18 protein-coding genes and 1 pseudogene are annotated in these 18955 nt (G+C 71.5%); 9 read left to right on the forward strand and 10 right to left on the reverse strand.

Annotation, left to right across the window (positions count from 1 at the left end):
• Nucleotides 1-16 precede the first annotated feature (16 nt).
• Entirely contained in the window at nt 17-1090 is a 1074-nt protein-coding gene (gene dnaJ, locus AB1578_01715; protein MEW6486616.1) for a molecular chaperone DnaJ, read from the reverse strand.
• 88 nt (nt 1091-1178) lie between these two features.
• Complete coding sequence (locus AB1578_01720) at nt 1179-1640, reverse strand: thioredoxin family protein (protein ID MEW6486617.1); 462 nt, start codon at nt 1638-1640, stop codon at nt 1179-1181.
• Nucleotides 1641-1857: 217 nt separating this feature from the next.
• On the opposite strand from AB1578_01720, the gene AB1578_01725 reads away from it, so the two are divergent.
• Genes AB1578_01725 through AB1578_01735 form a run of 3 tightly spaced genes read left to right on the forward strand, consistent with a single transcriptional unit; the run spans nt 1858 to nt 4206 of the window.
• Entirely contained in the window at nt 1858-2847 is a 990-nt protein-coding gene (locus AB1578_01725; protein MEW6486618.1) for an N-acetylmuramoyl-L-alanine amidase, read from the forward strand.
• 28 nt (nt 2848-2875) lie between these two features.
• Nucleotides 2876-3604: a ribonuclease PH gene (gene rph / locus AB1578_01730; GenBank protein ID MEW6486619.1), complete on the forward strand. Its 729-nt coding sequence runs from the start codon at nt 2876-2878 to the stop codon at nt 3602-3604.
• Nucleotides 3601-4206: an XTP/dITP diphosphatase gene (locus tag AB1578_01735; GenBank protein ID MEW6486620.1), complete on the forward strand. Its 606-nt coding sequence runs from the start codon at nt 3601-3603 to the stop codon at nt 4204-4206. The genes rph and AB1578_01735 overlap by 4 nt, the downstream gene beginning before the upstream one ends.
• Nucleotides 4207-4299: 93 nt before the next feature.
• On the opposite strand, the gene AB1578_01740 is transcribed toward AB1578_01735, so the two are convergent.
• The 5 genes from AB1578_01740 to AB1578_01760 all read right to left on the reverse strand — a co-directional run bounded on the left by AB1578_01740 (nt 4300) and on the right by AB1578_01760 (nt 10450).
• On the reverse strand, nt 4300-5220 hold the full coding sequence (locus AB1578_01740; protein ID MEW6486621.1) for a hypothetical protein: 921 nt from the start codon (nt 5218-5220) through the stop codon (nt 4300-4302).
• Entirely contained in the window at nt 5198-5743 is a 546-nt protein-coding gene (locus tag AB1578_01745; GenBank protein MEW6486622.1) for a four helix bundle suffix domain-containing protein, read from the reverse strand. Before AB1578_01745 ends, AB1578_01740 begins: the two co-directional genes overlap by 23 nt.
• Before the next feature lie 158 nt (nt 5744-5901).
• On the reverse strand, nt 5902-8616 hold the full coding sequence (locus AB1578_01750; protein ID MEW6486623.1) for a hypothetical protein: 2715 nt from the start codon (nt 8614-8616) through the stop codon (nt 5902-5904).
• Nucleotides 8613-9239, reverse strand: a complete 627-nt coding sequence (locus AB1578_01755) for a hypothetical protein (protein MEW6486624.1) — start codon at nt 9237-9239, stop codon at nt 8613-8615. Before AB1578_01755 ends, AB1578_01750 begins: the two co-directional genes overlap by 4 nt.
• Entirely contained in the window at nt 9236-10450 is a 1215-nt protein-coding gene (locus tag AB1578_01760) for a hypothetical protein (protein ID MEW6486625.1), read from the reverse strand. The genes AB1578_01755 and AB1578_01760 overlap by 4 nt, the downstream gene beginning before the upstream one ends.
• A 44-nt stretch (nt 10451-10494) precedes the next feature.
• Here AB1578_01760 and AB1578_01765 point away from each other — a divergent pair.
• The 4 genes and pseudogenes from AB1578_01765 (at nt 10495) to AB1578_01780 (ending at nt 12033) form a co-directional block, all read left to right on the forward strand.
• Nucleotides 10495-10728: pseudogene (locus tag AB1578_01765) on the forward strand (AbrB/MazE/SpoVT family DNA-binding domain-containing protein).
• 115 nt (nt 10729-10843) lie between these two features.
• Nucleotides 10844-11254, forward strand: coding sequence for a type II toxin-antitoxin system VapC family toxin (locus AB1578_01770; protein MEW6486626.1), 411 nt, complete (start codon nt 10844-10846; stop codon nt 11252-11254).
• 232 nt (nt 11255-11486) lie between these two features.
• Complete coding sequence (locus tag AB1578_01775; protein MEW6486627.1) at nt 11487-11711, forward strand: AbrB/MazE/SpoVT family DNA-binding domain-containing protein; 225 nt, start codon at nt 11487-11489, stop codon at nt 11709-11711.
• Entirely contained in the window at nt 11701-12033 is a 333-nt protein-coding gene (locus AB1578_01780; GenBank protein ID MEW6486628.1) for a type II toxin-antitoxin system PemK/MazF family toxin, read from the forward strand. The genes AB1578_01775 and AB1578_01780 overlap by 11 nt, the downstream gene beginning before the upstream one ends.
• Before the next feature lie 307 nt (nt 12034-12340).
• Here AB1578_01780 and AB1578_01785 read toward each other — a convergent pair whose 3' ends face one another.
• Together AB1578_01785 and AB1578_01790 are read right to left on the reverse strand one after the other, a co-directional pair.
• Nucleotides 12341-12715: a hypothetical protein gene (locus tag AB1578_01785; protein ID MEW6486629.1), complete on the reverse strand. Its 375-nt coding sequence runs from the start codon at nt 12713-12715 to the stop codon at nt 12341-12343.
• Between the two features lie 82 nt (nt 12716-12797).
• Nucleotides 12798-13670 carry a DUF2784 domain-containing protein gene (locus tag AB1578_01790; protein ID MEW6486630.1) on the reverse strand — a complete coding sequence of 291 codons (873 nt, stop codon included), beginning with the start codon at nt 13668-13670 and terminating at the stop codon, nt 12798-12800.
• 153 nt (nt 13671-13823) lie between these two features.
• On the opposite strand from AB1578_01790, the gene uvrA reads away from it, so the two are divergent.
• Complete coding sequence (gene uvrA / locus AB1578_01795) at nt 13824-16697, forward strand: excinuclease ABC subunit UvrA (GenBank protein MEW6486631.1); 2874 nt, start codon at nt 13824-13826, stop codon at nt 16695-16697.
• 10 nt (nt 16698-16707) lie between these two features.
• Here uvrA and AB1578_01800 read toward each other — a convergent pair whose 3' ends face one another.
• A complete protein-coding gene (locus tag AB1578_01800) occupies nt 16708-17574 on the reverse strand; it encodes a DMT family transporter (GenBank protein ID MEW6486632.1) in 867 nt (288 codons plus the stop codon).
• A 321-nt stretch (nt 17575-17895) separates the two neighbouring features.
• On the opposite strand from AB1578_01800, the gene AB1578_01805 reads away from it, so the two are divergent.
• The gene (locus AB1578_01805) at nt 17896-18912 is read left to right on the forward strand and encodes an amino acid ABC transporter substrate-binding protein (protein ID MEW6486633.1); all 1017 of its coding nucleotides are present in this window, start codon (nt 17896-17898) and stop codon (nt 18910-18912) included.
• Nucleotides 18913-18955 lie beyond the last annotated feature (43 nt).

Genomic DNA, 18955 nt, shown 5'->3' on the forward strand with positions numbered 1-18955 from the left:
GTCCTCCGTCGGCCGGTTAAAGCTTTCCCCTCAGTTCCTCCAGGGTCTTCTTCACGTCCGGGGCGAGTTGCCGGGGCACCTGGAGCTCCACCTGGGCGTGGAGGTCGCCCCGGCCGGCCACGCCCTTGCCCCGGAGGCGAAACCGTTGCCCGGGCTGGGTGCCGGCGGGCACCTTCATGCGTACGGGCTCCCCGAGGGTCGGCACGAGAACCGTGCCGCCCAGGAGGGCGTCGAGCAAAGGCACCTCCACGGGGGTCACAAGGTCGTCCCCCTCCCGCCGGAAGCGCGGGTCCGGGCGCACCCGCACCCGGATGAAGAGGTCTCCCGGACTCGTGCCGTCGGCTCCGCCCTCGCCCTTGCCCGCGACCCGCACCCGGGAACCGTCGTCCACCCCTGCGGGGATGTGCACCCGGATGCGCTCGGCTTTGGGCTCGGTACCCCTGCCGGCGCACTTGGGGCAGGGGGAACCCGGGAGGCGGCCGGTGCCCCGGCATCGGGGGCAGGTCTGCTGGAGGGCGATGGGGCCGCGCTGGAGGTTTACCCGGCCCTTGCCCCCACACTGGGGGCAGGCGCCCCCTCCCGTGCCCGGCTGGTATCCTTGACCCGAGCACGCCCCGCAGGGGGCGGCGCGCCGGTAGGAGATCTCCTTCTCGGTCCCGAGCACGGCCTCCCGGAAGTCCACCTCCAGCTCGTACTCCAGGTCCGAACCGCGCCGCGGTCCCGCCGAGCGGAAGCCCTGGGCCTGACCGAAGAGGTCGCCGAAGAGGTCGGAGAAGTCGAAGCCCTGACCCGCGCCCGGGCCGAAACCCTCGAATCCGCCGGCGCCGAAGCCTTCGCCCGGGCCGCCGGGCCGCCCCCGGAACCCCTCGAAGGCGGCGTGGCCCATGGCGTCGTACTGCCGGCGCTTCTCCGGGTCGGTCAGCACCTCGTAGGCCTCGGAGATCTCCTTGAACTTCTCCTCCGCCGCCTTGTCCCCCGGATTCACGTCGGGGTGATGCTTGCGGGCGAGCTTGCGGTAGGCCTTCTTGAGCTCGTCCTCGGAGGCTCCCCGGCGCACGCCCAGAACCTCGTAGTAATCCCGCTTCGCCATCCATGCTCTCCTGCCGGGCCTCCCCCGATGCGGCTTCGGGCGGCCGGAGCCCGGCCGCCCGGAAGAGTAGACAGGGCGTCCGGGGGTGTCAATTGCCTCGTGAAGGCCGGCCCACTGCCCCCGTCTCGCGAAGGATCTCGTCGAGCTCTTCCGAGGTGAACAGGCCCACGTCGTTGAAGCGCACCTGCCCCTCGGGATCCACCACCACGTAGACCGGGACGCAGCGTACCTGGTACTTCTTCGCCAGCTCGGCCTGGCGGTCCGCGTCGTGGACCTGGTGGATCAAGTCGGGGTAGCGGGCCACCACCGAGCGCACCACCGGCAGCATCTGCTCACAGGCGGGACACGTGTCGGAGCCGAACTCCGCCAGCACGAAGGCCCTGCCCGAGGTGGCTGCCTCCACGATGGGATCGTGCGATGCTCCCGCCGCGGGAAGCGGGAGGACCGTCATTCCAAGGCCAAGGGCCAGACCCAGGGCCAATGCCCAGGTCGCCGGCCAGGCGAGAAGTGCTCGGTTCCGCCCCTCTTCCTTCCCTGCGACCGTTCTCATGGATCTTCCTCCCGGTACGCTCGGGTCGGCTACAGGTCGTCGTCGGGTGCCCGCGATCTGCTCCGCCTGCGCTTGCGTCGCCTCGCGCCCCCAGACGGCCGGATCACGCGGGGGGGCCTCGTTTGACATGGGTTTCCGGGGTCGGGTAGCATCGCCCCCCAACGCCCCTTGCACATCCTTCCGGGCCGCAATGACTCCGAGAAAAGCGGTTGCACTGTTGGGGCTCGCCCTGGTCCTGGTGCCCGGGTGGCTGCCGGCGCTCGCCGCCGTGCGCGTCGAGTCTCCAGGAGTCGAGCCCTTCTTCCTCGCCGAAGTGACGGTCGAGGATAGCACGGCGTGGTACGACGCGGAAACCTGGCTCCTGGGCTTTCCCGGATCCCTCGATTGGGACCCGCAGCAGCTGCGCCTCACCTATCGGGAGGGGGACGCCTGGGCTGCCCTGCGGCCCGAGGCGCCCTTTGCCCTGCGCGACGGACGGGTCCTGCGGGGACCGGCGGAGGTGCGGCTCTCGGGCGGACGCCTGCTGGTGAGCGAGAGGTTCTTGCAGGAGCTCGCCGGCGAGTTCCTGGGGCGGCCGGTGCGGTTTGTGAAGGCGCGGCAGGGGCCTGCGCGAAGGGTCTCCCTCGACCCGGGACACGGCGGGGACGAGCCGGGTACCCGCGGGCCGAGGGGCCTGGCAGAAAAGGACGTGGTGCTCGCCCTGGCCCAGGCCGCGGCCCAGACCCTGCGGGAACGGGGCTTCGAGGTGCACCTGACCCGGTCCGAGGATCGGTCCCTGGGAGACACCCAGCGGGCCGCCGTGGCCAACTACTGGGGTGCCGAGCTCTTCGTGAGCCTGCACGCCGCGGGGGAGGGGCGCCCCCAGGCCCGGGGGGTGGAGGTGTTCGTCGCCCCCGAACCGCCGCCGGGTACCGACCCGCGCCACTGGGCGGCGGGCCAGGCCGGCCTCGGCGCCGAGAGCCGGCGCTGGGCCGAGCTTCTGCGCGCCGCCCTGGGCCAGCACCTGGCCACCTTCGACCGGGGCGTCGCGGTCGCACCCCAGCCCCTCCTGGAAGCCGTGGCCGCCCCGGCGTGCCTGGTGGAGCTGGGGAGCCTGGCCTGGCCCCAGGAGGCGGAGCACCTCCGATCCCCCGCCGGCCGGGAAGCCGTGGCCGCAGCCATCGCCCAGGCCGCGGAGACGTACTTCCGCGGCCGCCCCAGTCCCTGAACCCCTATACCGGAAGACCGAGGTCCCCATGCGCCCCGACGGACGAAGCCCTGCCGATTTGCGGCCCCTGAAGCTCGAAACGGGGGTGCTCCTCCACGCCGAGGGCAGCGCCCTCATCCAGGTGGGCCACACCCGGGTGCTCTGCGCCGCGAGCGTGGAGGACGGCGTGCCCGCCTTCCGCAAGGGGAGCGGCAAGGGGTGGGTCACGGCCGAGTACGGCATGCTCCCCCGGGCCACGGCCACCCGCACCCCCCGGGAGGCCGCCCGGGGCAAGCAAGGGGGGCGCACCCTGGAGATCCAGCGTCTCATCGGCCGATCGCTCCGGGCCGTGACCGACCTCCAGGCCTTCGGGGAGCGCACCGTGTGGGTGGACTGCGACGTGCTCCAGGCCGACGGGGGCACCCGCACCGCTTCGATTACCGGCGCCTACGTGGCGCTGGTGGAGGCCTTTCGCACCCTCATCCGGCGAAACGCCGTGAGCGCCGTGCCGCTTCGCGACGCGGTGGCGGCGGTGAGCGTCGGCCTCGTGGGGGGGCGCCCGCTCCTCGACCTGGACTACCGGGAGGACTCCGCCGCCGATGTGGACATGAACGTGGTCATGACCGGCGCGGGGGAGCTCGTGGAGATCCAGGCCACGGGGGAGGAGCGGCCCTTCTCCAGGGCCCAGTTCGGGGAGCTCCTGGATCTCGCCTGGTCCGGGGTGGGGCGGCTCCTGGCCCTCCAGCGGGAGGCCCTGGAGGGCGGCGTCGGACGGTGACGACGCTCCTCTTCGCGACCCGAAACCCGGGGAAGCTCCGGGAGCTCCGGGGCCTTCTCGCCCCCGAGGGGATCGAGGTCCGGGGCCTCGACCAGGTGCCCGGGGCGCCCGAGGTGGAGGAGGACGGGGCCACCTTCCGGGAGAACGCGTGGAAGAAGGCCCGGGCGCTCGCCGGCTTTGCGGGGCTCCCCGCCCTCGCCGACGACTCGGGGCTCGCGGTGGAGGCCCTGGGGGGCCGCCCCGGGGTGCGCTCCGCCCGCTACGCCGGCCCCGGCGCGGCGGACGCCGACAACAACCGAAGGCTCCTCGAAGAGCTCCGGGGTGTGCCGCCCGAGGGCCGCCGGGCCGCCTTCGTGTGCGCCATGGCGCTGGCGGTGCCGGGGAACGCCCGGGCGGAGGCCGAGGCGCAGGGGCGGCTCGAAGGGCGCCTCCTGGAGGCCCCCCGGGGCACGGGAGGCTTCGGGTACGATCCCCTCTTCCTGGTGGAAGAGGCCGGCCTCACCCTGGCCGAGATGGAGCTTCCCGCGAAGAACCGCCTGAGCCACCGGGCCCGGGCCCTGGCGGCCCTCCTGCCCCGGCTGCGGGAGCTCGCCCGGGGGTAGCGTCCCTCAGAACCTATCTTCCCAGGGCATGCAAGACCTTCGGGTTCTCGATGCCCTTCTCGGCCGCCAGGAACCCGAAGAACTTTTTCAAGGCTACCCGCAGATCGTTGGGGCTCGCGGAGTCCCAGACCTTGCGCTTGCACCAGGCCCGGAAGTGGGTATTAGAAGCGCCTCCTGCTCCAGGCCGGCCCCGTGCCGGTCCAGGAGCGCCACCACCCGGCGGACCTCCGGGTCCTCTGCCCGGCGAAGGCGGGCCTGCACCGCGGGGCTCGCGGCCAGGAGGGCGGGCTTGCCGTAGGCGGCCAGAAGCCCCTCGAAGCCTTCCGGCACGAAGAGCCGGACCCGGCCGGGGCACGCCCGGGCCAGGCGCAGGTACTCGTCGAGGCCCACGGGGTCGTAGTCCCCCAGGTGGAGGTAGCGCGCCCCTCCCATGGGGGGCGAGGCGAGCCAGGCGAGCACTCGCCGGGAGAGCCGCCCCCCCGCGTAGAGGGCGAGCCCGCAGGAGAGACCGAGAGCCTCCAGGTGGAGGAACACCTCGGCGTTCTCCACCACCGCCATCTCGCCTTCCCAGCCCCAGGGGCAGCTCTGGGCCACCCGGAGCGCCGCCACCCCCGCCCTCCGGGTCCACTCCCCCACCTCCAGCGCTCCCGCGGGTCCCGTGATCTTCGCCTCCCCGAAGCCCCGCAGGAGCACCGCCTCGGCGTCGGTGCCCGCCGCGCGCTTGGCGTCGCGCACCTGTGCCACGGCCCGACTCCGGGGGGCGGCGCTCTCCCCCGAAAGCCCCTCCAGCCCCGAGGGGTAGAGCGCGCGGGAGAAGGCCGCCAGGGCGCCCCGGTCCCGCACCTCCACCCGGCGCCCGGCCCCGGAGCGGACTTCCCCCAGGACCCCCGCCGCGAAGAGGGCCCCGAGGCGCTCCCGCTGCCGCGCGCTCAGGGCGGTGGCGGCAACGCTCCCCTCGGCGAGGAGCCGGGCGAGGCGGCCGGCAAGGGGGTCAAGGGGCATCGGCCGGCTCACTTCGGCTCTCCCGCTGTTGCCGTCGCGCCTTCAGGCGGGCCCGGGTCATCCGCTCCCGCAGCCCGCCCTGCCGCAGAAATCCCTCCCCGAGGGCCTGGATCTGCCGGTCCAGGAGGAAGTTGGTCTGGTGGATCAGGCAGATGGCGATGTTGGCCACCACCGCGGCGGGGCGGGTCTCCACGAACTTCCGGAAGACCCCGAAGGTGAGCGGGGCCGCCGCGCCCAGCCGGCGCACGTACAGGGCCTCCCGGCTCTCCTTGTCCCAGAGGGGAAGGTCCCGCACTCGCAGGTAGTCGCGGTAGTCCTCCAGGAGTTCCTCCAGGCTGGCTCGGGCCACATTCGTCAGCTTGATCTCCATCTCCCGGGAAGTCGTCCCCGCTTTGCTCCCCTCGACGATGTTTTGCTTGCCGGAGCGGGCGGCCTGCACCATCTGGTCGAAAGTACGGTCGCCCCTGGAGAGAAACCGATGGCAGAAGCGGTAGGTGATCTCGTAGACCACCTCGGACTTCTGGTAGGAGAGCAGGGTCCGGTAGTCGCCGCGAGGAGGAAGGAGGGGCGAGGGGTCGGATTCATGGGAACTATGGGAGTCATGGGAATCATGGGAATCATGGGAAACCGGGGGTTGGGCCTTCGCAGAATTCCCATGATTCTCATGATTCCCATCCCGCCGATCCTGCCTCTTCACTCTCCCTCCTCCCCCCGCTGTATTCGCACCAGCGAAGTGCGGGGCTCCAGCAGCACCCGGCCCTGGCGCTCGGCGAGGAAGTAGAGGAGGTCCGCGGCGTCCATGGCCTCGGGGCTCGCCAGGGCGGGCACGAAGCCGAGCTCCTGAGCCTTCTTCACGATGCCCGCGAGGTTTTCGTGGTCGAGGCTCGCCACCTCGTCCAGGTAGAAGGGCAGGCTCACCTCCTTGCGGCCCAGGAGGCCCCGGAGGAGCAAGAGGTTGATGAGCACCTTGATGGTGATGGTGGTGCCGTGGGACTCGATGGTGTCCAGGTGGGGGTAGGTGCGGGAGGCCCCGTCGGGGGTGGTGATCTCGAAGTGGAGGTGGAAGAGGTCCAGCAGCCGCACCCGGGGGTAGTGGGAGAGGAGGTTGCCGAGCTGGGCCAGGGCCTCGTCCACGGCCTTGCGGTCGCCAAAAAGCGGCATCTCCTCCTGGACCGAGACGGTCTTGAGCCGCCGGGTCCACTCGGGGTGCTCCCGCACCAGGAGCCGCAGGCGGGCGAGATTTGAGACCGAGACCTTCGCCAGCGCCCGGTTGAGCTCGTCCACCCGGCTCTCCAGGGTCTCGAGATCCCGGGCGAGCGCCCGGAAGGCGCTGGTGAGGCCGGCGGCCAGCGCCTTCCAGAGGGCCTGGACGGCCCGGGCCTTCTCGGCCACGGCGTCGAGCTCCTCGGCCAGCGCCGACAGGCCCTCCTCCTCGGTGTCCCGGTCGAGGCGGCCGTAGGTGCGGGCCCGCACCGCCCGCAGCCCCTCCTCCACCTGCTCGGCGAGGCGACGTTCGTCGCGGCTCCCCTCGGCGTAGCGGACCGCCAGGGCGTGGAGGTCCCCCGAAAGCTCCGGAGGAAGGCCGACGGCCGGGTCCGCCCCCCACTCGCTTGGGGGCGGGGCCAGTCGGCGCACCGCCTCCTCCCGGCGCCGGCGCCGCTCCGCCAGGGCCGCCTCCTCCCCCTGGAGCCGGCGCAGCTCCCCGGTGAGCTCGTCCCGGAGGCGGTCCAGGGCCTCCAGGCGCTCCCCCAGCTCCCCCTCGATCCGCCCCAACTCCCCGTGGCGCTCCCGCCAGCCCTCCGCCTGGGCGAGCCGCTCCCGGAAGGCCTCGTGGCGCAGGAGCCGGCGGGCGCAGGCGTCGCGCTCCCGGCGAAGCGCCTCGAGCCGAACCCTGAGCCGGTCGGCCTCCCGGCGCGCCTCCAGGGCGGCCCGGTCCCGCTCCACCTCGGCCGCGAGCTCCGCGATCCGCTCCTCCACCGTGGCCGCGTCGGCGTACTCCGCGAGCTCCGGGGCGGGGAGGGCGGCGAGCGCCACCCGAACGGCGGCGTCGGCATAGGCGCCGGCCTCGACCCGGGCGAGGACGTCCCGCAGCCGCGCCTCCAGGGCGGCGGCGTCCCGGAGCTCCACGCCCCCCGGGCCCGCGGGCAGCCCCAGGAGCGCCGGGTTCCCCAGGCGAAAGACCGTGCCCAGGTCCTCGGGGGAGAAGGCCTCCAGGAGACGGGCCGCAAGCGCCCCGGCTAGGCGCTCCCGGAGCTCGCGCTTCCGGGCGAGCTCGGCCTCGTTGCGGGCCAGGCGCGCTTCGAGGCGCGGGGCGGGCTCGGCCTGCGCCCGGCCCAGGAGGACGGCCAGGGCCTCGGCGTCGGCCTCCAGGCGGTCTCGCTTCTCCGCCTCCAGGGGCGCCAGGAACGTCTCGAACTCCGCGGCCTGGGCGTCGAGCTCCCGCAGGCGCTCCCCCAGGGCCCCCCGCTCCTCGGCAGCGCGGCGCAGCGCCTCCTGGAGCTCCCGGCGCTCCCCCTCGGTGCGGGCGTGGCGCTGCGAAACCTCCGCCCGGCGAGCCCCGAGGTCGGCCAGGGCTGTGGCGTCGGCGGCCTCGTCCCGGGCGTAGGCCGCCCCCAGGGCCTCCCACAGGGCGGGGAGCTCGCGCCGGAGCCCCCGGCGCCGGGCGGCGGCCTCCAGGAGGCGGCGGGCCTCCTCCTCCACCGCCCGCAGGTCCGCGAGCTCGGCGGCGCCCCGGCGCACCTTGTCGTACTGGCCGGCGTAGTCGCGCTCCAGGTCGATCTCGGCCTGCTGGAACTCGGCTTGGTGGATCTCGACGAAGAACTCCCGCAGCTCCTCCTGGCGCAGGTGGGCCAGGCGCAGGAGGTTTCGGAACATGGCCCGGAAGCGGGGGTAGTGGTCCCGGTGGCGAAGGGGCACCAGCCCCAGGTGCACGCCCCGGGCGTCCCCCAGGCCGGTGAGGGCCGCCCGCAGGTGCCGGGGCTCCAGGAGGGCGTAGCCCCGGGGGGCGAGCCGCGCCCGGACCTCGTCGGGCTCGCGCACCCGGCGCTCGGCGTCGAGGAAGTCCTCGGGCTCGAACCGGCCCCGGTAGGCGAAGCGCTGGAACTCGTACTGCTTGAGGGGCCCCAGGCCCTGCACGCCCAGTACCTGGAAGCCCGCGGGGGTGAGGCACTCGAAGAGCACATAGCTCGACGGGTCGGGGAAGTAGTAGCGCCGGGTGTCGGCGAGATCCCGGGCGAAGTGCATGTGGCGCTGGTCGTCGATGTAGAGGAACTGGAGGGCGGCAATGAGCGAGGTCTTCCCCACGTTGTTGGGGCCCACCAGGTGGAGCGGCCGGGTGAGCTCCACCTCGCCGTAGTCGTACTTGCCCGCCCGCAGGAGGACGAGCCGGGTGGGCCCCACCACGCTCACGGCCTCTCCTCCCCGCCGTCCTCCGGCGCGTCGCCTTCCACTCGGGAGGTTCCTTCCGCGCTCTCCGCCGCCGGGGCGTCGGCGAGCACCTGGAGGCAGAGGTCCAGGAACCGGTACGCCGGGGGCCGGAACTGGAACCTCCCGTCCCCGAGGCGCCGGGCGAAGCCGAAGCGCTCCAGGTTTCGGACCACCCCCTCCAGGCCCTCCTCCCCCTCGACCCCTGCCTCCCGCAGGTAGGCGCGGTAGCGCTCGCTCCCCAGGTGGGGGAGCTCGGCCACGGTGAAGGTGCGGGTCAGGAGCGCCTCTTCCACCGCGGCCCCCTGGTCTGCCAGGGCCTCCACCAGGACGAAGACGAAGAGCGCCATGCGGGCGCCCGCGTCCGAGAGGTTCCCCTCTCCCCGGAAGTAGAAGAAGTCGCGGGGATGGGCCTCCAGCCGGAACCCCAGCCGCCCGAAGAGCGCGGCGTAGGCGTCCCGGTGGTCTCGGAGCGCCCAGTAGAGATCCCCGTCCTCGGGGCAGAGGTGGCGGCCCCGGCGCAGGGCATCGAAGACCTCCCGGAGGCGGGGGAGGTCGAAGGGGTCCACGCCGGGGGGCGGGGAAGGGGTGGGAGCCTTGACGGTCACGCCGCCTCCACACAGAGCGGGCAGGCCTCGACCCGGACGCCGCCGAGCCGGTAGGCCCGGGCCCTTTCCCCGAAGGAGACGGGCCCCAGGGAGCCGGCGTGGATGCGGCCGTAGGCCCGCAGGAGCTCGGCCAGGGGCGCCTCGGGGTAACGGGCGGCGAGCCAGGCCAGGGCGTCGGACACCGGCAGCTCCCGGCCCAGGGCCTCGGCCACCTCCCCGGGGTCGAGGAAGGCGGGCCCGGCCCCCTCCTCGGCCTCGGGGAGCGGCGGCGGCCGCCCGGGGCGGTAGCCCCGGAGATCCCGCAGGAAGGCCTCCAGGGCGGCGTCGGCGAAGAGCCCCTCCCGCCGCCACACCGGGAGCGCCAGGCGCTCGGCGAGCCCCAGGGGCCCGAGGCCCTCCCTCCCCAGGCGCTCCAGGGCCCGGGAGGCGCCGCGCACGAGCTCGCTCTCCCGCCGCAGGGCCTGGTAAAGGGGCTCCACCTCCCGCACCGCCTCCCGGAAGTCGTCGGCCGCCTCGCGCCGCAGGCGCAGGAGCCGGGCCCCGAGCCGGGAAAACTCCCGGACGAGCGCCCCGTCCAGGGCAAACGCCCGGGCCCCCTCCCGGGCGCGGAGCCCCAGGCCCTCCAGGGTCTGGTCCATGGCCTGGCGCACGTCGATGAGATCCCGCAGGGGCTCCAGGAACCGAGTCCAGAGGCGGTTGACGATCTCGAAGCGCTCCCGGGGGCTGCGCCGCTCCCGGTTGGATTTGAGCGCGAGCACCTCTCGCACGATGGCGTCCCGGTTGGCCCGGGAGTCCTGGCGGACTCGTTCCACCAGGTCGCTCGCCTCCGCGAGCACCCGGGCAACCTGGGCGCCCCGGCGGCCCGCCACCGCCTGGTCGAGCTCGGCCCCCAGGGCTTCGAGCTCGGTGAGGTAGGCCTGGAGCACGGGCGCCGAGGTGAGCCGGTGCTCCACCAGGAGGAACCCCAGGAGGTTTCGCACCGGCCGCACCACCTCGTACACCGCGGTGGCGTCGGGCACGGTCTCGAGGATGCCGAGCTTGAGGAGCCGGTCGGCCACGTAGGAGGGGGAGGGGTCCCGCTCGGACCGGTGCCTCTCCGCCAGCGCCAGGAGCTCCGCGTCGTTCACCCCCTCGACCCGGTAGTAGAGGTCCACCAGGAGCGGGTAGTGGTCGGCGGCGAACTGGAAGAAGCCCTGGGGGTCGGTGGCCATGGGGGCGGCGGCTCCGGCACGGGGTTCGCTCCCGTGTAGCAGGGATGGCGCGGCGGCGTCAACGGGGCCGGAAGCCGCCGGGGCGGTTGGTCAGGTGTCGGGTGGGCCGAGCGAAGCGAACCCTCCGTGTTCCCTGGGCCCCCCACCGCCGGCTGTTGACGACCGTAACCACTAAAGGACAGGTAACGATTCCAAAGGTCATCCGCGATTTTCTTCGGGTCCAGCCCAACGACCGGGTCGACTTCGTGGTGGAGGGCGGCCAGGTGGTGGTCCGGCCCGTGAAGACCCTGAAGGACCTGCGCGGGGCCGTGACGGCGGGTGGCCTGGCGACTTCGAGGCAGGGCGGGCCAACGCCAAGGCCGCCGTGGGCAAGCGGGTGTCGGAGGAGATGTCGTGACCCGGGTGTTCGTCGACACGAATCTCTTCCTGCGCTACCTGACGAACGACGACCCGACCAAGGCGGACCGGGTCGAGCAGCTCCTGAACCAGGCAGCGGCCGGAGAGGTCAGGCGGGTCACGGCGGAGATGGTGTTGGCCGAGACAGTCTGGGTTCTGGAGTCGAGTTACGGACTCGGGCGCGTCCAGGTCGCTCCCCTTGTGCGGGGCATTCTGGCGACTCCCGGCTTGGAGGTGGTCAACGGGAGCCTCGTCGCCCGGGCCCTGGACCACTACGAGACCCTGAACATCGACTTCGTCGACGGCTACATCGCCGCGGTCATGGAGAAGCAGGGCATCGACGAGCTCTACTCCTTCGACAAGAAGCACGCGTCAAGGCTCAAGGGGGTCCGGCGGCGAGAGCCCTGAGGGGGAGGCAGTGCCGGGGGGACGAGTTGGGGAACGTCGGTGCAGAGGGTGCGCGGGCAGAGGGACATTCGATTTGAAACGTGTGTGGCACCGCTAGCTTCGCCCAGGCTCTGCGCCACCAGGGCGTCTGCCAGGGACACGACGTCCTGCTCACCGCCTGCTCCTGGCGAGACTTCGTTGACTCGCCGGCAGCCTCTCTTTACCCTTGACCGTAAAGACGAAGGAGCCAGGCATGCTGACGAGTCGCCTCTCGGCCAAGGGCCAGGTAACGATCCCCAAGGAAGTTCGCGACGAGTTGGACCTCGATCCGGGCGACGTCGTCGGGTACGAAGTTCGGGATGGACTCGTGATCCTGCGACGGGTGCAGCCCTTCGACAGGGCCTTTCACCGTGCCCTGTCCGAGACTCTTGACGAGTGGGCCACGCCGGAAGACGAAGAGGCGTTTCGTGACCTGTGACCCATGGGACATGGTCGTCGTACCCTTTCCTTTCTCGGAGAAACCGGGGGCCAAGCGCCGGCCGGCGCTCGTGTTGAGCGCTCGAGCCTTTAACGACGCCGGCCACACAGTCTTCGCCATGGTTACGTCCAAAGGGCACAGCCCCTGGCCCGGCGACACCGGCATCGGCGATCTTGTCGCGGCCGGTCTCCGCGTGCCATGTCTCGTGCGCATGAAGCTCTTCACCCTCGATAACCGCTTGATTCTGAAACGGATGGGAACCCTCGCGGCAAAGGATGCGAAGGCGGTGGCGGACGCCTTGCGCGCGACGCTGCCAGCGTGAAACCCCGGCCTCCCGAGGATGTTCAAACCCAGCCGAAAAGCACGTGACCTTCACGGCACTGAGCCGCAAGGGCCCCTGGCACTTGGCGAGGACGCTGGCGACGCAGACCGGGATGACCAACAAGTGGCTCGCCGACCAAGGGCTCCTTTCGATCCGTGACCTGTGGATGAAAGCCCATGGCTACGCGTGAAAGGGACTTCAGTTGTCGTCGTCTGCCCCGCAATGCGGAACCGCCTTGTCCGGACCCGCATGCCCGGTGGTGTGGGGGGCGGGAGTTAACAACTCCCGCCTACCCGATTAGAAGCCTCTATGCCCACGATTCTGTGTCTTTACAGACGAGGTGAATGATTGATGCCGGACTCGACACCCAAAACGCTTGAAATCCCTCCGGCAATGGCTCGATCTCATCGCGGCGCACTATACCCGCCGAGTTGAGGTGCTGTGAAGCCGCAGCGATGTCGTTGGTAACCAACTCAAGCCAGATTTCGGCTTGGCTTATTCCCGCCACCCGATCTATCCATAAATTGTTAGCGCCGAACTCGAAGCCGACAGAAGGCGAGTGCTTTGTGATCTCTTTGAGACCGAGTACATCCCTATAGAAGCGCACAGTTGCCTCATATAGATGGGGCGGAACCTTCATGGCGATGTTGCGGCCCGCTGCGAACGTTGCTTGAGTGATCATATGATCTACGTGCTCCTAACGGATACAACCTGTTGAACGAAGCCGCTTCGGCGGTGCCGCTGGCCGCCGGCAGGTTTCTCTTCTATGGGGTTTGTACCGGGGGCAGGAGGGGCTGGAGCGGGGAAGGAGCCGTGAGCGACGGCCACGGGGAGGACGCAGGCGGTGTCCCCTGAGCCAGTGGAGCTCGAATCCGGGTGAGAAGTCGATCGCACGAGCGCCCCCTCGCGGGCGTTTCTACCTGGTTTCTGGCCCAAACGCCAGACCTTCCTTGGAACGCCCGGAAGGGCACCTGGGACGGACGGAACGGGACGCTCCTTTCTGTTCGAGTTTCGCCCTCGCGGTCCCCAAGGAGACGGACGGAACGGGACGCTCCTTTCTGTTCGAGTTTCGCCCTCGCGGTCCCCAAGGAGGCGACGCCAGGAGCCCTTCGCCGACACCCAACCAGGAACCCGAACACCGCGTACGCGGCGGCAAAGACCCAGGGCTCCCCTTGGTAGTAGAGCAGGCGCTCGACCCAGTGCTGGACGAAGCCCTCGGCGTAGGGCGTTGAGCTCGCCTGCCTGCGAAGCCAAGACTCCAGGGTGGTCAGCGGGCAGGCGGCTCCGAAGCAGTTTGCGGCGACGACCACCCCAACGGCTGCGAGGTGGGAGAGGCGGAACCACCGGCGGTTCACCCACCTCCAGGAGAGCCGGTTTCCCACCACGATGGCCGCGAGACCGCCCGCCAGGAACACGACGACGCCGAAGTGCGCCAGAAGCACCGCGTCTGCAAGGACCCGGAACACGTGTGCAACGTTCGTCACCGCTTCCCTCCCCACTACCGGGACCCGGGCAGAATACCATCCTCCGGCATGGGGGGAACTTCTCGTGTGCTCCGTGTGGGGGCCGAACAGCTCGCTCGGGTTCTGCGGAGGTCTTGCGCCTGCCTCGCGTGTGGGGGCATTGTAGCCATGCACGCCCGGGTTGCGCGTCGCGCGGGTCCGAGAGATCTTGTCGGCTCGAAGTCTTCCGCCGCGCCCGCTCCTTGACTGTCAATTCGAGCCGTCGGAACCCCAACGCACCTCCCACGCGCCACGCGCAAACCCGCATCCCGCAACGAGCAACCCGCAATGTCCTACGACTCCATCCGCATCCGCGGCGCGCGGCAGCACAACCTGAAGGACCTGACCCTGGAGATCCCCCGGGGGAAGTTCGTGGTCATCACGGGGCTCTCGGGGTCGGGCAAATCGAGCCTGGCCTTCGACACCCTCTACGCCGAGGGCCAGCGCCGGTACGTGGAGAGCCTGTCGGCCTACGCCCGCCAGTTCCTCGAGCAGATGGACAAGCCCGACGTGGATTCCATCGAGGGGCTCTCCCCGGCCATCTCCATCGAGCAGAAGACCACGAGCAAGAACCCCCGCTCCACCGTGGGCACCGTCACCGAGGTGTACGACTACCTGCGGCTCCTCTACGCCCGGGTCGGCGTGCCCCACTGCACCTCGTGCGGCAAGCCCATCGCGAGCCAGACCGTGACCCAGATGGTGGACCGGGCGCTGGCGCTGCCCGAGGGGACCCGGATCGAGGTGCTCGCCCCGGTGGTGCGGGGCCGCAAGGGGGAGCACCGGGCGCTCCTGGAGGAGCTCCGCAAGTCCGGGTTCCTGCGCCTGCGGGTGGACGGGGAGATGCGGGAGCTCGAAGAGGAGATCGCCCTCGACAAGAACCGCAACCACACCCTGGAAGTGGTGGTGGACCGCCTGGCGGTCAAGCCCGAGATCCGCTCCCGCCTGGCCGAGGCCCTGGAGATCGCGCTGGCCCGGGCCGAGGGGCTGGCGGCCGTGGAGACGCGCCCCCGGGACTCGGAGGAGCCCGAGCGCTTCCTCTTCTCCGAGCGCTTCGCCTGCCCGGAGTGCGGGGTCTCGTTTCCCGAGATGAGCCCCCGGGCCTTTAGCTTCAACTCCCCCCACGGCGCCTGCCCCACGTGCGACGGCCTGGGCACCCGGCTCGCGGTCGACCCCGCCCGGGTCGTGCCCGACGAGGGCAAGTCCCTGGCCCAGGGCGCGGTGGCCCCCTGGGCGGGGAAGAACGGGGTCTTCTTCCAGCAGACGCTTCGCGCCCTCCAGGAGCACCTGGGACTCGACCTCCAGGCGCCCTGGCGGGAGCTGCCCGAGCCGGTGCGCCGGGCCGTCCTCTTCGGCACCGGGGAGGCGGTGGACTTCGCCTACGAGTCGGAGAAGTCGAGCTGGCGCTTCCGCAAGCCCTTCGAGGGGGTCGTGCCCCGGCTGGAGCGCCTGATCCGGGAGACCGGGAGCGAGGACCGCCTGGAGGAGCTCTCCCCCTACCTGGAGGCCAAGCCCTGCCCCGCCTGCGGGGGCGCGCGGCTGCGGCCCGAGAGCCGGGCCGTGACCGTGGGGGGCCGGGCCGTCCACGAGCTCACGGCGCTCCCGGTGGAGTGCGCCTACGGCTTCCTCCGGGACCTCGCCCTCGGACCCCGGGAGGCGTCCATCGCCGAGCGGGTGCTCAAGGAGATCCGGGAGCGCCTGCGCTTCCTGCTGGATGTGGGCCTGGGGTACCTCACCCTGGACCGCGCCGCCGCCACCCTCTCCGGCGGGGAGAGCCAGCGCATCCGGCTCGCCACCCAGGTGGGGTCGCGCCTCACCGGCGTCCTCTACATCCTCGACGAGCCCACCATCGGGCTGCACCCCCGGGACAACCGCCGGCTGCTGGGCACCCTGGAGGGGCTGCGGGATCTGGGAAACACCGTGATCGTCGTCGAGCACGACGAGGAGACGATTCGGACCGCCGACCACGTGATCGACATGGGCCCCGGGGCGGGCGAGCACGGCGGGCAGGTGGTGGCCCAGGGCACCCCGGCGGAGGTCGAGGCCCACCCGGCGAGCCTCACGGGCGCCTACCTCTCGGGCCGGCGCTCGGTGCCCGTCCCGGCCGCGCGCCGGAGCCCCAACGGCAAGATACTGCGGGTGCGGGGCGCCACCGGGAACAACCTCCGGGAGGTGGATCTGGAGCTCCCCCTCGGGCTCTTCACCGCCATCACCGGGGTCTCGGGCTCGGGGAAGTCCACTCTGGTGGTGGAGACCCTCTTCCCGGCGCTCGCCCACGCCCTCCACGGCGCCCACGCCCGGCCCCTGCCCTTCGGCGCCCTGGAGGGCCTGGAGTACGTGGACAAGGTGGTGGACGTGGACCAGTCCCCCATCGGGCGCACGCCCCGCTCGAACCCGGCCACCTACACCGGGCTCTTCGGGCCCATCCGGGACCTCTTCGCTCGGCTGCCCGAGGCCCAGGTGCGGGGCTTCGGCAAGGGCCGCTTCTCCTTCAACGTGAAGGGCGGCCGGTGCGAGGCCTGCCAGGGCGACGGGGTGCTCAAGATCGAGATGCACTTCCTCCCCGACGTGTACGTCACCTGCGAGGAGTGCGCCGGCCGCCGGTACAACCGGGAGACCCTGGAGGTGCGCTACAAGGGGGAGGCCATCGCCGACGTGCTGGAGATGACCGTGACCCGGGCCCGGGAGTTCTTCCGCAACGTGGGCGCCATCCGCACCAAGCTCGACACCCTGGAGGACGTGGGGCTCGGGTACATCCGCCTGGGCCAGTCCTCCACCACGCTGTCCGGCGGTGAGGCCCAGCGGGTCAAGCTCTCCAAGGAACTCGCCCGCCGCGCCACCGGCCGCACCCTCTACATCCTCGACGAGCCCACCACGGGCCTGCACTTCGAGGACGTGCGAAAGCTCCTGGAGGTGCTCCACCGCCTGGTGGACCAGGGCAACACCGTGGTCGTCATCGAGCACAACCTCGACGTGGTCAAGACCGCCGACCACGTGGTGGACCTGGGCCCCGAGGGGGGCGGGGGGGGCGGCCGCATCGTCGCCCAGGGCACCCCGGAGCTCGTGGCCGCGTGCGAGGCCTCCCACACGGGGGCGGCCCTGCGCCAGGTCCTCTCCCCCCGCCCCGACGGCGGCCGCAGGCCAAGGGCCGCAACACACCTCTGAAACACGGCCCTCAGCGCCGGTTGGCGAGGATCACGCCGCCCGCTACCAGGGTGCCGCCGACCCAGAGAGAGGCGTCCAGGGTCTCGCCGAGAATCAAGCAGGCCAGAAGCACGCCGCTCACCGGGACGAAGTTGATGAACACCCCGGCCCGGGACGGGCCCACGGCCTGAATCCCCTGGTAATACCAGATGAATCCCGCCGCGGTCCCCAGCCCGCCCAGGTACAGCAGGCCCGCCCAGGCCCCTGGGGAAAGGTGCAGGGCCGCGCGGTGCACCCCCTCCAGTGCGGCAGGAACCGCCAGGAAGCCGGCACCGATCAGGCAGGCGTACGTGACCGCCGCCAGCGGCGGCAGGTCGACCAGGGCGACCTTGCCCACCAGGGAGTAGGCCACCCAGCTCGCCACGCAGCCCAGGATGTAGAGCTCGCCGCCGTGCAGCCCACCGGCCAGGAGGGCCACGGGGTCGCCCCGGGAGATGACCGCGACCGCACCGGCCACCGAGAGGGCGATGCCGGCCACTTGGACGGTTCGCAGCCGCTCGCCAAGGAGCAGGGAGGAGAAGAGGGCGATGAAGGCCGGGTTGTTGGCGATGATGAGCGAGGCCCGGCTCGCCGGCACGGTCTTGAGGCCGGCGAAGAAGAAGGCGTTGTATGCGAAGACCCCGGTGAGCCCCAGGAGGCACACGGACAAGGCCTGCCGCCGGGTCAGGCGGGGCAGGCCTCGTCCGCTCGCCCACAGGAACGGAACCAGGACCACGCCCGCCACGAGGAAGCGCAGGAGCGCGGCGGAAAATGGCGCGAGCTCCTGGGAGACCACCCGCCCGGCGACGAAGGTGCCGCCCCAGAACACCGCGGTAAGCACGAGCTTGAGGTAGAGCACGGTCGTTCTCCGGGCAGCCGGGGACCGGGGCCGGCGCGGGCGGCAGTGTACGCGTTCGCGGCGGCACGGGAAAGTTCCGGGAGACGCGGCTCGTGGTTTTGATCTCAAGGAAACGCCGTTTCCCCTTGCAGAACAGGTGTCGCTTCTGTAGGTTTGTCCACGCTTGGGCCGGCAGAGGAGGCTCGGCCGGGTGCACGGGAAACATGGATTCCCGCTCTTCAGGCGCCCGTCCCCGCGCCGCGGACGCCCCGGCGCTTGCGGCGGCGAGGGGCGGGGCGCTCCACTGTCGGGGCGGCCCGCGGGCCGAAAGGAGGAAGGCAGATGCGAAAGCTTCGAATCCTGTCGCTGGTGGTGCTGGCCGCAATGGCGGGGGGCGTGGTCCAGGCCGGCGAGACCCTGGACGCCGTGCGCAAGAAGGGCTTCATCCAGGTGGGCGTCAACGGCAGCCTCTTCGGCTTCGGCATGCCCGACGAAAAGGGCGAGTGGAAGGGGCTGGACGTGGACACGGCCCGGGCCATCGCCGCCGCGCTCTTCGGCGACGCGAGCAAGGTCAAGTACACGCCGCTCACCGCGCAGCAGCGGTTCACAGCCCTCCAGTCCGGGGAGGTGGACGTGCTCTGCCGCAACGCCACCCGCACCCTGACCCGCGAGACCCAGCTCGGCCTGGACTTCGTACAGGTGAACTACTACGACGGCCAGGGCTTCATGGTGCCCAAGAAGATGGGCATCAAGAGCGCCCGAGAGCTCGGCGGCGCCGCCGTGTGCGTGCTCCCCGGCACCACCACCGAGTCCAACGCGGCGGACTACTTCCGCCTCCACAAGATGGAGTGGAAGCCCGTGGTGATCGAGAGCACCGCCGAGGTGGGCAAGGCCTTCTTCGCCGGACGGTGCGACGTGTACACGTCGGACGCTTCCCAGTTGGCCGGGCAGCGGGCCTCCGCGCCCAATCCGGACGATTACGCCCTCCTGCCCGAGATCATCTCCAAGGAGCCCTTGGCCCCCGCGGTGCGCCAGGGCGACGACGCCTGGCGGGAGGTCGTGAACTTCGCTGTGCTGGCCCTGATCGAGGCCGAGGAGCTCGGCATCACGTCGGGCAACGTGGACGCGATGCTCCAGAGCGCCGACCCCAGGGTGCAGCGCTTCCTCGGAGTGAGCGAGGGCAACGGAAAGGCCCTCGGACTGGACGAGAAGTGGGCCTACCACGTGGTCAAGCAGGTGGGCAACTACGGCGAGGTCTTCGAGCGCAACGTCGGAGTGAAGACCTCCCTCAAGCTGGAGCGGGGGCTCAACGCCCTGTGGACGAACGGCGGGCTGATGTACTCGCCCCCGTTCAAGTAGCCGCGCGTGCCGGAGGGCGCCCGGTTTCGGGGCGCCCTCCGGC

The sequence above is a fragment of the Thermodesulfobacteriota bacterium genome (genome assembly GCA_040756475.1).
In the GTDB taxonomy this organism is placed as follows: domain Bacteria; phylum Desulfobacterota; class Deferrisomatia; order Deferrisomatales; family JACRMM01; genus JBFLZB01.

Bases quoted from the DNA above. Each gene is read 5' to 3' on its own strand.
- uvrA (MEW6486631.1), top strand. From the start codon at position 13,824: ATGTCCTACGACTCCATCCGCATCCGCGGCGCGCGGCAGCACAACCTG.
- AB1578_01720 (MEW6486617.1), bottom strand. From the start codon at position 1,640: ATGAGAACGGTCGCAGGGAAGGAAGAGGGGCGGAACCGAGCACTTCTC.
- dnaJ (MEW6486616.1), bottom strand. From the start codon at position 1,090: ATGGCGAAGCGGGATTACTACGAGGTTCTGGGCGTGCGCCGGGGAGCC.
- AB1578_01760 (MEW6486625.1), bottom strand. From the start codon at position 10,450: ATGGCCACCGACCCCCAGGGCTTCTTCCAGTTCGCCGCCGACCACTAC.
- rph (MEW6486619.1), top strand. From the start codon at position 2,876: ATGCGCCCCGACGGACGAAGCCCTGCCGATTTGCGGCCCCTGAAGCTC.
- AB1578_01785 (MEW6486629.1), bottom strand. From the start codon at position 12,715: ATGATCACTCAAGCAACGTTCGCAGCGGGCCGCAACATCGCCATGAAG.
- AB1578_01805 (MEW6486633.1), top strand. From the start codon at position 17,896: ATGCGAAAGCTTCGAATCCTGTCGCTGGTGGTGCTGGCCGCAATGGCG.
- AB1578_01775 (MEW6486627.1), top strand. From the start codon at position 11,487: ATGCTGACGAGTCGCCTCTCGGCCAAGGGCCAGGTAACGATCCCCAAG.